This is a genomic window from Nonomuraea sp. NPDC050663 (genome assembly GCF_044456985.1).
In the GTDB taxonomy this organism is placed as follows: Bacteria; Actinomycetota; Actinomycetes; order Streptosporangiales; family Streptosporangiaceae; genus Nonomuraea.
In genome coordinates this window covers 64,073-76,182 of sequence record NZ_JBITGL010000006.1, presented here as the reverse complement: position 1 = coordinate 76,182, position 12,110 = coordinate 64,073, and the positions used below count along the sequence as shown (strand labels likewise).

11 protein-coding genes are annotated in these 12,110 nt (G+C 71.5%); 8 read left to right on the top strand and 3 right to left on the bottom strand.

From position 1 onward, the window contains the following. Positions 1 to 36: 36 nt before the first annotated feature. From pdxS to eis, 8 genes are all read left to right on the top strand, one after another. Positions 37 to 933 (top strand): pyridoxal 5'-phosphate synthase lyase subunit PdxS, encoded by an 897-nt coding sequence (pdxS, locus tag ACIBH1_RS20565; protein WP_397315827.1) that lies wholly within the window; start codon positions 37 to 39, stop codon positions 931 to 933. A 134-nt stretch (positions 934 to 1,067) separates the two neighbouring features. After that, positions 1,068 to 2,744 (top strand): alkaline phosphatase D family protein, encoded by a 1,677-nt coding sequence (locus ACIBH1_RS20560; RefSeq protein ID WP_397315404.1) that lies wholly within the window; start codon positions 1,068 to 1,070, stop codon positions 2,742 to 2,744. Positions 2,745 to 2,781: 37 nt separating this feature from the next. Further along, a complete protein-coding gene (locus tag ACIBH1_RS20555; RefSeq protein WP_397315403.1) occupies positions 2,782 to 3,213 on the top strand; it encodes a MarR family winged helix-turn-helix transcriptional regulator in 432 nt (143 codons plus the stop codon). Positions 3,214 to 3,222: 9 nt separating this feature from the next. Continuing rightward, positions 3,223 to 4,407, top strand: a complete 1,185-nt coding sequence (locus ACIBH1_RS20550; RefSeq protein ID WP_397315402.1) for an MFS transporter — start codon at positions 3,223 to 3,225, stop codon at positions 4,405 to 4,407. A gap of 5 nt (positions 4,408 to 4,412) precedes the next feature. After that, complete coding sequence (locus ACIBH1_RS20545) at positions 4,413 to 5,165, top strand: endonuclease/exonuclease/phosphatase family protein (RefSeq protein ID WP_397315401.1); 753 nt, start codon at positions 4,413 to 4,415, stop codon at positions 5,163 to 5,165. 48 nt (positions 5,166 to 5,213) lie between these two features. Continuing rightward, positions 5,214 to 5,786: a pyridoxal 5'-phosphate synthase glutaminase subunit PdxT gene (gene pdxT, locus ACIBH1_RS20540; RefSeq protein WP_397315400.1), complete on the top strand. Its 573-nt coding sequence runs from the start codon at positions 5,214 to 5,216 to the stop codon at positions 5,784 to 5,786. A 3-nt stretch (positions 5,787 to 5,789) separates the two neighbouring features. Further along, positions 5,790 to 6,575 (top strand): YebC/PmpR family DNA-binding transcriptional regulator, encoded by a 786-nt coding sequence (locus ACIBH1_RS20535; protein ID WP_181613825.1) that lies wholly within the window; start codon positions 5,790 to 5,792, stop codon positions 6,573 to 6,575. A gap of 53 nt (positions 6,576 to 6,628) precedes the next feature. Beyond that, on the top strand, positions 6,629 to 7,777 hold the full coding sequence (gene eis, locus ACIBH1_RS20530) for an enhanced intracellular survival protein Eis (RefSeq protein WP_397315399.1): 1,149 nt from the start codon (positions 6,629 to 6,631) through the stop codon (positions 7,775 to 7,777). On the opposite strand, the gene ACIBH1_RS20525 is transcribed toward eis, so the two are convergent. Genes ACIBH1_RS20525 through ACIBH1_RS20515 form a run of 3 tightly spaced genes read right to left on the bottom strand, consistent with a single transcriptional unit; the run spans position 7,774 to position 12,019 of the window. Continuing rightward, positions 7,774 to 9,309, bottom strand: a complete 1,536-nt coding sequence (locus ACIBH1_RS20525; protein ID WP_397315398.1) for an amidohydrolase family protein — start codon at positions 9,307 to 9,309, stop codon at positions 7,774 to 7,776. The two genes, eis and ACIBH1_RS20525, sit on opposite strands and share 4 nt — an antisense overlap. Next, positions 9,306 to 10,715 (bottom strand): Na+/H+ antiporter NhaC family protein, encoded by a 1,410-nt coding sequence (locus tag ACIBH1_RS20520; protein ID WP_397315397.1) that lies wholly within the window; start codon positions 10,713 to 10,715, stop codon positions 9,306 to 9,308. Before ACIBH1_RS20520 ends, ACIBH1_RS20525 begins: the two co-directional genes overlap by 4 nt. After that, positions 10,715 to 12,019, bottom strand: a complete 1,305-nt coding sequence (locus ACIBH1_RS20515) for a diaminopimelate decarboxylase (RefSeq protein ID WP_397315396.1) — start codon at positions 12,017 to 12,019, stop codon at positions 10,715 to 10,717. The genes ACIBH1_RS20520 and ACIBH1_RS20515 overlap by 1 nt, the downstream gene beginning before the upstream one ends. Positions 12,020 to 12,110: the final 91 nt, after the last annotated feature.

Genomic DNA, 12,110 nt, shown 5'->3' with positions numbered 1-12,110 from the left:
AACTGGAGTGGCCAACCCAAGTCATTCGTGAGGTGCATAAACGTGTCCGAAACAGCCACTGGAACCGCTCGCGTCAAGCGGGGCATGGCGGAGATGCTCAAGGGCGGCGTGATCATGGACGTCGTCACGCCGGAGCAGGCGAAGATCGCCGAGGACGCGGGCGCCGTCGCCGTCATGGCTCTGGAGCGGGTCCCCGCCGACATCCGCGCGCAGGGCGGCGTGTCACGGATGAGCGACCCCGACATGATCGACGGCATCATCGCCGCCGTCTCCATCCCGGTCATGGCCAAGGCCCGCATCGGCCACTTCGTCGAGGCCCAGGTGCTCATGTCGCTGGGCGTCGACTACATCGACGAGTCCGAGGTGCTCACCCCGGCCGACTACGCCAACCACATCGACAAGTGGCGCTTCACCGTGCCCTTCGTGTGCGGCGCGACCAACCTGGGCGAGGCCCTTCGCCGCATCACCGAGGGCGCGGCCATGATCCGCTCCAAGGGTGAGGCGGGCACGGGCGACGTCTCCAACGCCGTCACCCACATGCGCACCATCCGCCAGGAGATCAAGCGCCTGACCTCGCTGCCCGAGGACGAGCTCTACGTGGCGGCCAAGGAGCTGCAGGCGCCGTACGAGCTGGTCGTGGAGGTCGCCAAGACCGGCAAGCTGCCCGTCGTGCTGTTCACCGCCGGCGGCATCGCCACCCCGGCCGACGCCGCGATGATGATGCAGCTGGGCGCCGAGGGCGTCTTCGTGGGCTCCGGCATCTTCAAGTCGGGCAACCCGGCCGAGCGTGCCGCCGCCATCGTCAAGGCGACCACGTTCTACGACGACCCCGACGTCATCGCCAAGGTCTCGCGCGGCCTGGGCGAGGCGATGGTCGGCATCAACGTCGACGACATCCCGGTGCCGCACCGCCTGGCCGAGCGCGGCTGGTAGCACCCGCGGAAAGGGCGGCGCTCCGGTGCCGCCCTTTTTCGGTCTGAAGGAAACCTCGCTCCGCGCGGGTAAGTTGTCGCGATTTTTCAGCGATGTCCACGACATGTTCATGAATGTGGTCAAAGCTCGGCGACATGTCCCGATTGAACCGCAGATCCTTCCTTGTGACCGGTTTAGCGGCGGCCGCGGTCATCCCGGCCGCCCCGGCCCTGGCCGACCCCGACCCGAGCTCCGAGACCGCCGCGACCCTGGCGGGCCGGGGCCTGCGCACCGACCCCTTCACCCTCGGCGTCGCCAGCGGCGACCCCGATCACGGCGGCTTCGTCATCTGGACCAGGCTGGCCCAGCAGCCCATGGCCGAGGACGGCCTGGGCGGCATGCCGCAGCGGCCCTTCACGGTGCAGTGGCAGATCTACGCCGACGAGCGGGCCAGGCGCGTGGTGCGCGCGGGCGTGGCCGTCGCCGCGCCCGAGTGGGGCCACAGCGTCCACGTGGAGGTCGACTCCCTGCCGTCGGACCGGGAGTACTGGTACCGCTTCCGCGTCGGGCCGTACGTCTCGCCGCTGGGCCGCGCCCGCACCGCGCCCCACCCGCTGTCGTACGGCGGGGCGTTGTCGATGGCCTTCGTCTCCTGCGCGCAGTACGAGCACGGCTTCTTCACCTCCTACCGTCACCTGGCCGCCGAGCGCCCCGACCTGGTGCTGCACCTGGGCGACTACCAGTACGAGTACACGAAGAACACCTACACCATCCCCGGCGGCAACATCCGCCACCACGACGGTCCCGAGACCGAGACCCTGGCCAACTACCGTCAGCGCCACGCCCAGTACAAGGCCGACCCCGACCTACAGGCGGCCCATGCCGCCTCGCCGTGGCTGGTGGTGTGGGACGACCACGAGCTCGACAACAACTGGGCCGACGAGGTGCCGGAGAAGCCGGAGGTGCCGCAGCCGAACTTCCTGTCGCGCCGCGAGGCCGCCTTCCGCGCCTACTACGAGAACATGCCGCTGCGCCGTACGAGCATCCCGCGCGGCATCGACATGCAGCTCTACCGGCGCATCCGGTGGGGGCGCACGGCCACCTTCCACATGCTCGACACCCGTCAGTACCGCGACGACCAGGGCTGCGGCGACGGCTACCGCGACTGCCCGGCCGCGGTCGACCCGGCGCGTTCGATCACCGGGGCCGAGCAGGAGGCCTGGCTGCTCGACGGCTTCCGCCACTCGCGCGCCCAGTGGGACATCCTGGGCCAGCAGGTCTTCTTCGCCCAGCGTGACAACAACGCCGGTCCCGCCAAGGTGACCTCGCAGGACTCCTGGGACGGCTACGTCGCCTCACGACGGCGCATCACGCAGGGGTGGCTCGACGCCGAGGTGCGCAACGCGGTCGTGCTCACCGGTGACGTGCACGCCCACTGGGCCAGCGACCTCAAGCTCGACTACGACGACCCGACCGGTCCCTCCGTGGGCTCGGAGCTGGTGGCGACCTCGATCAGCACCGGGGGAGACGGGGCCGACTCCGATCCGGCCACGCATCCCTTCCTCAAGATCAATCCGCATCTGAAGTTCTACAACAACCAGCGCGGATACGTGCTGACGAAGATCGAGCGCGACCAGCTGACCGCCGACTTCAAGGTCGTGCCGCGCGTGCAGACGCCCGGCTCCGAGGTCTACACGCGCGCCACCTTCGTCGTGGAGGACCGGGTTCCCGGCGTGCAGCAGACCTACCTGCGCCCGCTCGACCCGACGCTGATGGCCGCGACCGAGATGACGGTGGAGGAGACGGTCCGCCTGGAGACCGAGCGTCCGTGATTGAATACTTAGACAGTCTAACTTAGACTGTCTAAGTATGAGCGACTCCGAGGTCCTGGCGCGGGAGCTGTCCACCACCCTGCGCCGGATCGTCCTGCTGTTGCGCCGCGCGGTGGCCGGCCAGCCGGTCACCCCGCAGCAATACGCCGTGCTCGGCTCCCTCGAATCCGGCCCCCGCCGCATGACCGAGCTGGCCGAGGAGCACGCCGTCCACCTGCCCACCATGACGGTGGCGATCAACCGCATGGAGGACGGCGGGCTGGTGACCCGGGGCAGCGACCCGGCCGACGCACGCGTGCGCACGGTCGAGCTGACCGAGGACGGCAGGTCCCGCCTGGCGAGCGTGCGCCGCGCGCGCATCTCCTACCTCGCCGCGCAACTGGAGGCGCTCACCCCGGACGAGCGCGAGGAACTGGCCACCGTGCTACCTCTGCTCGACAAGCTCGGCCGGGCCGATCCACCTCGTTAGGAACCACCCATGCGCAACGGCATCCTCCGCCAGCCCATGTCCGTGTGGGCCACCGCGTTCGCCGCGGTCGTGGCCTTCATGGGCATCGGGCTCGTCGACCCGATCCTCCCCGCCATCGCCCAGGGCCTGCATGCCGGGCCCAGCGAAGTCTCCCTGCTGTTCACCAGCTACTTCCTGGTCACGGCGGTGGCCATGCTGATCACCGGCTGGGTCTCCAGCCGCATCGGCGGCAAGAAGACCCTCCTGCTGGGCCTGGCCCTCGTCGTGGTGTTCGCGGCGCTCGCCGGCACCTCGGGCTCCGTCTCCGAGCTCGTCGGCTTCCGCGCCGGCTGGGGCCTGGGCAACGCGCTGTTCGTCGCCACCGCCCTGGCCGTCATCGTGGGCGCGGCCAGCGGCGGCGCCGAATCCGCCATCATCCTCTACGAGGCCGCGCTGGGCCTGGGCATCTCCCTCGGACCGCTGGTCGGCGCCCTCCTGGGCGACTGGAACTGGCGCGCGCCCTTCTTCGGCACCTCCGTGCTCATGGCTGCCGGCTTCGTGCTCATCGCCACCCTGCTCAAGGCGCCGCCCAGGCCCGCCGTCAAGACGCGGCTGAGCGACCCGATCAGGGCGCTGGCCCACGGCGGCCTGTCGACGACGGCCTTCACGGCGCTGTTCTACAACTTCGCCTTCTTCACCGTCCTCGCCTTCACGCCCTTCATCCTGGGCATGTCGGCGTACGGCATCGGCGCCGTCTTCTTCGGCTGGGGCGTGCTGGTGGCGCTCTGCTCCGTCTTCGCGGCCCCGCTCCTGCAACGCCGCCTCGGCTCGGTCACCGTGCTCCACATCGCCCTGGCCCTGCTGGGAGTGCTGCAGCTCGGCATCGCCGCCTCCGGCCACGGCGCCGGCGTCGTCGTCTTCGCCATCCTGACCGGCATCCCGATCGGCATCTGCAACACCGTCTTCACCGAGTCGGCCATGGAGGTCTCCGACGCGCCCAGGCCGGTCGCCTCGGCGGGCTACAACTTCGTGCGGTGGATGGGCGGCGCGCTGGCCCCCTACCTGGCCACCAAGCTGGGCGAGGAGGCCGGCGTGGCCGTGCCGTACCTGGTCGGCGCCGTCTGCTGCCTCATCGGCATGACCATCCTGTACGGCAGGCGCCACCACCTGCGCGGCCTGCGGCGCGTCGACGTCCAGCACGCCGTGGTTGCATAGGGGCCATGATCCCCGCGTTGGCGAGCCTGCTCCTGGCGCTCACCCCCCAGCCCCTCTCCGTCATGACCTGGAACATCTGCGGAGGCACCAACGGCAACTGCCCGCTGTACAGGGCGGGCGTGTACGAACAGGCCTGGACGATCGCCCACCACGCCGAAGGCCAGGACCTGATCTTCCTCCAGGAGTTCTGCACCGGCGCCACGGAGCCGCTGGAGAAGGCCCTGGAGGAGCACAGCGGGCGCACCTGGACCGTGAAGGCGTGGGCGATGAGCTACGCCGACGGCCGGCCCCACGCCTGCCATCCCGACTACCAGGGCCGCGCCAGGGGCGTGCAGGGCATCGCGGTGGCCGTGGCCGACCACGAGACGAGCTTCCGCGTGCACCACCTGCCCTCGCCGCCGTGGTTCGTCAAGCGCGCCGTCCTGTGCGCCACCGTGCCGGCCGTCAAGCTGCACGCCTGCGGCACGCACCTGTCGTCGGGCATGGCGGGCGACGACCACCAGCCGGGCAGGCCGTACCGCATGAAACAGCTCGAACGTTTCCGCGAGGTGGCGGTCAAGCCGGGCTACCGCAACGTGTTCGGCGGCGACCTCAACCTCCAGGGTGTCCAGGCCGCCGGGTTCCGGCGCTGCCACGGCGTCACCTACAAGGACAGGAAGATCGACTACCTGTTCGCCGGGAGCATGCGCTCCTGCCGCGTCGGGCCGCGCCAGGCGCCCTCCGACCACCGGCCGCTGTACCTGAAGGAAGAGCGCTGACGCGCGTGGTGTTGAATCGGGTGAACCCATTCGACGGAAGGACGACGCGTGCCCACGATCGGTGTGCTGGCGCTCCAGGGTGACGTGCGCGAGCACGCCCGCGCCCTGGAGTCCGCCGGAGCCACGGCGACAGCCGTACGCAGGCCAGGCGAGCTCGAGACGGTCGACGCGCTGGTGATCCCCGGCGGCGAGTCCACGACCATGTGGAAGCTGGCCCACACCTTCGAGATGCTCGAACCGCTGCGGCTGCGCGTCAAGAACGGCATGCCCGCCTACGGCTCCTGCGCCGGCATGATCATGCTGGCCGACCGCATCGAGGACGGCATCGCCGGACAGCAGACGCTCGGCGGCATCGACATGACCGTGCGCCGCAACGCCTTCGGGCGGCAGGTCGACTCCTTCGAGGAGGACCTGACCTTCGCCGGGCAGGCGATCCGCGCGGTCTTCATCAGGGCGCCGTGGGTGGAATCGGTCGGGCCCGATGTCGAGGTGCTGGCGTCGACTGGCGATAGGATCGTCGCGGTTCGCCAAGGACCGCTGCTCGCGACATCGTTCCACCCCGAGCTGACGGGTGACACGCGCGTGCATGAATACTTCGTAAACCTGGTGAGGGAGCTGTAAGTCATGTCCGGCCACTCCAAATGGGCGACGACGAAGCACAAGAAGGCTGCGCTCGACGCCAAGCGTGGCAAGCTGTTCGCCAAGCTGATCAAGAACATCGAAGTGGCAGCACGGACCGGCGGCCCTGACCCGGATGCCAACCCGACGCTGTTCGACGCCATCTACAAGGCCAAGAAGAGCTCGGTCCCGATCGACAACATCGAGCGCGCCCGCAAGCGCGGCGGCGGTCTGGAGACGGGCGGCGCCGACTGGCAGACGATCATGTACGAGGGCTACGGGCCCAACGGCGTCGCGGTGCTCATCGAGTGCCTCACCGACAACCGCAACCGCGCCGCCTCCGAGGTGCGCGTCGCGCTGACCCGCAACGGCGGCTCGCTCGCCGACCCGGGCTCGGTGGCCTACATGTTCAACCGCAAGGGCGTCGTCCTGGTGCCCAAGGAGGTCGTGACCGACGCCAAGAAGGGCACCACGGTCGCCTACAGCGAGGACCAGATCCTCGACGCCGTCCTGGAGGCGGGCGCCGAGGAGGTCAACGACCTGGGAGAGTCCTTCGAGGTGGTCTCCGAGGCCGGCGACCTGGTGCCGGTGCGCAAGGCGCTGCAGGAGGCGGGCATCGACTACGACTCCGCCGAGTCGTCGTTCATGGCCACCATGAACGTGCCGCTCGACGAGGACGGCGCGCGCAAGATCTTCCGCCTCATCGACGCCCTCGAAGACTCCGACGACGTGCAGAACGTCTACGCCAACTTCGACGTGAGCGACGAGGTCATGGAGAAGATCGACGCCTGATCGCGGGATATCGGTTGGTGGGGCGCGGCCGTCGCTGGCTAGATTTTCCCTTCATGGAGATTCGCGACCTCACCACCGATGACCTCGACCAGGTGCTCGACGCCCGCAGGCGCAGTTTCGGCCCGCTCGGCGCTGCCGACGCCGAGCGGTGGCGCACGCTGGTCGCCCCCACGCTGCCCGAGAGGCGTTACCTCGGGGCGTTCGTCGACGGCAGGCTGGCCGCCAGCGCGCGCCTGCGCAGGCTCACCCAGTGGTGGCACGGCAGGCCGCAGCCGCTGGCCGGCGTCGCGGGAGTGGTCGTCAATCCCGAGTTCCGCGGCCGGGGCGTCGGCACCGCCCTCATGGGCGCGCTGCTCCAGCGCGCCGCCGAGCAGGGCTCCGCGATGTCGATGCTCTATCCCGCGACCACGCCCATCTACCGCTCGCTCGGCTACGAGCACACGGGCACCCTCGACCGGGTCACCCTGCCCGCGGAGACGCTGCGGGCCATCAGACCCTCCACCGAGGTCAAGCTGCGCCGCATGACCCCCGACGACGCCCCCGAGGTGATCGAGGTGCTCGGCCGGCTCCACGCGGCCGCGCGCGCCAGCGGGCCCACCTCCTGGGAGGAGCGCACCTGGCGGCGCTGGCTGGGCGAGGAGGACGACTTCCTCTACATGGCCGACGACGGGTTCGCCGTCTACCGGTGGGACAAGGGCGACATCGAGGTCGACGGCGTCCACGCCGGCTCCGCCGAGACCGCGCGCGCGTTGTGGTCGCTGATCGGCAGCGGCTCCTCCGTCGCCAAGAACGTCACCGCCAACGTCGCGCCCGACGACCCGGTCTTCTGGCTGACGCGCGAGCGCACCAAGGAGCAGATCACCGCCATCCGCTGGATGGGCCGCATCGTGGACCTGCAGGGGGCGATCGAGCGGCGCGGGTACCCGTCCGGCCTGTCGTCGTCGGCCGTGGTGGAGGTGCACGACCCGCTGGAGGCGGGCAACTGCGGCACCTGGCGGCTGGAGGTCTCCGGCGGTTCAGGTACGGCCACGGCCGCCGCGGGCTCGGGCGCCCGCCTGGGCATCGGGGCCATGACCGCCCTCTACTCCGGGGTGCCCACCGCCACGCTGCGCCGCAGCGGGCTGCTGACGGGCGACGACGGCCACGACGAGGCGCTCGACACGATCTTCGCCGCCAGGCCGTACTCCCTGGACTACTTCTAGCCCGCGGTCCTGCGCAGCACCCTGCCCGGCCTGGCGCCGGTGATCTCGCCGTCGCGCAGGACCGCCTGCCCGGCCACGAACACGTCGCGCATCCCCGCCGCGTACTGCCAGGGGTCGGCGTAGGTGGCCAGATCCCCGACCCGCTCGGGATCGAAGACCACCACGTCGGCCACCTGGCCGGGCACGATCGTCCCGCGCTCGGCCATGGCGATCCGCGACGCCGGCAGCGAGGTCATCTTCCGCACCGACTCGGCCAGGCCCAGCAGGCCCCGCTCGCGCGTGTAGCGTCCCAGCACCCGGGCGAAGGTGCCGAAGCTGCGCGGATGCGGATGCCCCTCGCCCGGCGCCCGCATCACCCACCCGTCGCTGGCCACCGCGGCGGAGGGGTGGCGCAGCACCAGGTCCACGTCCTGCTCGGCCATGGCGTGGTTGACGATGCCGACCGAGGCCTGGTGGGCCGCGAGCACCTCCAGCACGGCCTCGGAAGGCTCCACGTCCAGGTCCTTGGCGACGGCGGCGATGGAGTCTCCCACCCGGTCGGCGAAGCGGCCGGGCCCGAGCGTGGCGATGATCACGCCCTCGGGCAGGAAGGTGCGGCCCACCGCGGGACGCATGCCGTCCAGGATGCGCTCGCGCGCCTCGGGGTCGGCCAGGCGCTCCAGCAGGGCCTGGTTGCCGCCGTCGAGCGCCCAGCCGGGCAGGCGCGAGGTCAGTGTGGTGGAGGAGGCGGTGTACGGGTAGACGTCGCACGCCACGTCCAGGCCGTCGGCCGCAGCGGTGTCGAGCATCTCCAGCGCCGCAGCGACCTTGCCGTGGTTGGCCGGGCCCATCGCCTTGAGATGGGAGATCTGCAGCCGGGCGCCTGACGCGCGGGCCACGCCGATCGCCTCCTGCACCGCCTCGATCAGGCGGTCGCCCTCGTCGCGCATGTGCGTGGCGTACAGGAGGCCGTGCAGCGTGGCCTCGGTGGCCAGCGCCTCGATCTCGGCGGTGTCGGCGAACGAGCCCGGTGCGTAGATCAGCCCGGTCGTCAGGCCGTACACGCCCTGCTCGGCGGCGACCGCCAGCAGGCGGCGCATCTCGGCGAGTTCCTCCGCCGTGGCCTGGCGCTGCTCCTGCCCGAGCACTGCGGCACGCAGGGCGCCGTGCCCGACCAGGGGAGCGACGTTGATCGCCGGACGGGCGGCGGCGACGGTGGCGGCGAAGGAGTCGAGGTCGACGCCGAACGCGGGCGCGGGGAACGTCGACAGGCCGCAGTTGCCGGTGACGACCGTCGTGACGCCCTGCCGTACGCAGGCCTCCGCGTCCGGCTGCTCGGCCAGCGTGAAGTCGGCGTGGGAGTGCAGGTCGACGAAGCCGGGCGCGACGACCAGCCCGGACGCGTCGATCACGTGCCCGGCCCGCGAGCCCTCGCCGGCGCGTGCCACCCGGCCGTCGCGCAGCAGGACGTCGGCGCGGCGCGGCGGCGCACCGGTGCCGTCGACCAGGGTTCCACCAGTGATCAGGACGTCCATCATCTCTCCGGATCTCACAACAGCACCACCAGCAGCACGGTGTACAGCAGACACGCGGGGATCAGAAGCGCCCAGCCGGCCCCGAGCAGGTACGGCAGGCGCGTGGCCCTGGCCAGGCCCATGACCCCGACCATGTTGGCGTTGGGCAGCGGGCCGTAGGTGTCGGCCTTGGAGGCCCACAGCAGGATCACCACCCAGGCGGCGGGCGTGACACCCAGGCTGTCGCCCAGCGGGCCGAACACCTCGCCGATGAGCACCACCTGCGCGGCCGTCGCGCCCGGTACGCCCACCCAGCCCAGCGCCGCCACCGCCAGCGCGAACGGCAGCGGCGACATGTCGCGCAGCGCGGGGCCGAACGTCTCCAGCACGACGTCGTACGGCTGGAGCAGCTCGATGAAGGCGAACAGCGCGGCCAGCATCCAGAACAGCGCCAGCATCGGCAGCATGCGCCGCACACCCGTCCAGACCGCGCGCAGCAGGGCGCCGGGCGCCACCCGGGCGGCCAGCGCGGTCACCACGGCCATGAGCGGCAGCGCGATCAGCGGGAAGGTCGTGCCCGCCCTGGTCGCCGTGGCATAGACCACGGTCGCCACGAGGGTGATCGCGAAGGCCCAGGTGGCCCTCACCGCGCCGGGAACGGACTCCCGGTCCTCCTCCAGCGCCGCGGCGTCCGAGGGCTCATAGAGGTCGCCGCGGGCCGCGCTGCGCCGCTGGACCCAGGGCACCACGACCGCCATCAGAGCCAGCGACAACAACGCCAGCGGCCCCGCGCCCACCGCCACGTAGGCCGGGTAACCGACCCCGGCCACGTCCATGATCGCCACGTTGGAACCCGCGAACGGCGCCAGCGCCAGACCGGCGCAGCCGCCGAGGAACATCGTGACCGCCGTGGCGGAGCGCGTGAAGCCCGCCCTGGCGGCCAGCGGGATCAGCAGCGGCGCGGCGATCGCCAGCGCCCCGGCCAGCGTGCCCAGGCTGAACACCAGCACCAGGCAGGCCAGCGCGATCGCGTACATCAGGGCCGTGCGGCCCCGGCCGCCCGCCAGGCGCAGGATGCCCCGCACCATCGTGTCGGCCACGCCGGTCACGCGCAGCACCTCACCGGCGGCGGAGCCGAGCACGATGATCAGGCCGATGATCGTCACCGGGTCGGTCGCCGAGCGCGCCAGGGTCCCCACGATCTCGCCCACCGGCGGCAACGCCACCAGCACCGCGCTGACCAAGGAGATCCCGGTGACCACGACCAGGTTCATGCCGGTCAGCGACAACACCGCGTAGAGCGCGATGGGCAGCAGGCCCCACACCGTGGGCGCCGCCGTCAGCAGGCCCGCCGCCAGGCTCGCCGCCAGCGCGACCGCCGCGGGCAGCCACTGCCGGGCAGGCACCGCGCGCACGCCGCGCTCCCTGCTCTCCGCGCTGAGCATCACACCACCTCCGCCAGCGCCGCCGCGTGTTCCAGGCCGCTCATCGCGGCGATCTCGTCGAGCGTCTGCGCCTGCCGTACGGTCACCAGCCGGACCTGCTCGCCCTCGCCCGCGAAGCCGTACACCGCGGGGTACGGCAGGCTGTTGTAGGCCCAGGGGGTGGAGAAGTAGTAGGCGCCGGTGTCGTGGAGCACCACGATGTCGCCCTCCTCCAGCTCCGGCAGCTCGCGGGCGTGCGCCACCACGTCTCCGGCGAAACAGCACGGCCCCGCCACGTCCTGCTCCAGGAGCGGGCCACGCTTGGCCCTGCCCTTGGCGTCGAAGGCGCCGACGCGGATCGGCCACGCCGCCGGCATCAGCACGGTGCGGGTGGCGACCTGGGCGCCCGCGTGGGTGATCGCGATCCGGTGGCCTCCGGCGTCCTTGGTGTACTCCACCAGGGCGGCGATGAAGCCGTTCTTGGCCAGCAGCGAGCGGCCGAACTCGGTGACCAGCGCGTAGCGGCCGTCGAACAGGCCGGGCAGGGCCGCGCGCAGGGTGGCGACGTAGTCGTCGAACGTCGGGGTCTCCTCGTCGGAGGCGAAGTTCACCGGCAGGCCGCCGCCGATGTCGAGGCCGGTCACCTGGCGCCTGCCGAGCCGCTCGTTGATCTCCTCGGCCAGCGCGTACGTCTCGGCGATGCCCGCGGCGATCAGCTCCAGGGGGCAGCCCTGCGAGCCGACGTGCGCGTGCAGCCTGGTCAGCCACGGGTGACGGGCGAACGCCGCGACCACCGCCTCGCGCGCGCCCGGGTCGCGCAGGGCCACGCCGAACTTGGAGGTCGCCGTCGCGGTGCTCATCGCGCCGATGGAGCCCGTCCCCACCTGCGGGTTGACGCGCAGCCCGACGACCGAGGCGCTCTCCTCGGGACGCAGGGCGTCGATGCGGCGCAACTCGTCGAGGTTGTCGGCGTTGACCGCGACGCCGAGCTCCAGGGCCACGGCCAGCTCGTGCCGGGTCTTGGCGGGGGAGTCGAACACGATCGTCGCCGGGTCGAAGCCCGCGTCGAGGGCGATGCGCAGCTCGCCCGGGCTGGCCACCTCGCAGCCCATCCCGCTGTCGGCCATCAGGCGCAGCACCGGCACCAGCGACGCGGCCTTGGCGGCGAAGGTGTGCAGCACGCCGGGGCCGAAGGCGGCGTGCAGGCGCTCCACCGAGGCGCGCACGCCCGCCACGTCGAGGAAACCGGCCACGGGCTGGCCGGGGGAGAGCGCTCCTGTGTCCACGGCGTGGCGGACGACGTCGGCGACCCTGCTCTCAATCACGTCAAGACTCCCGAGGGGGAAAGGTTTCGGAGAACCGCATAACGAGATTCGGGCATATCGGGCCGGGAAGTCTTCGGCCGCGGGGCCAAGG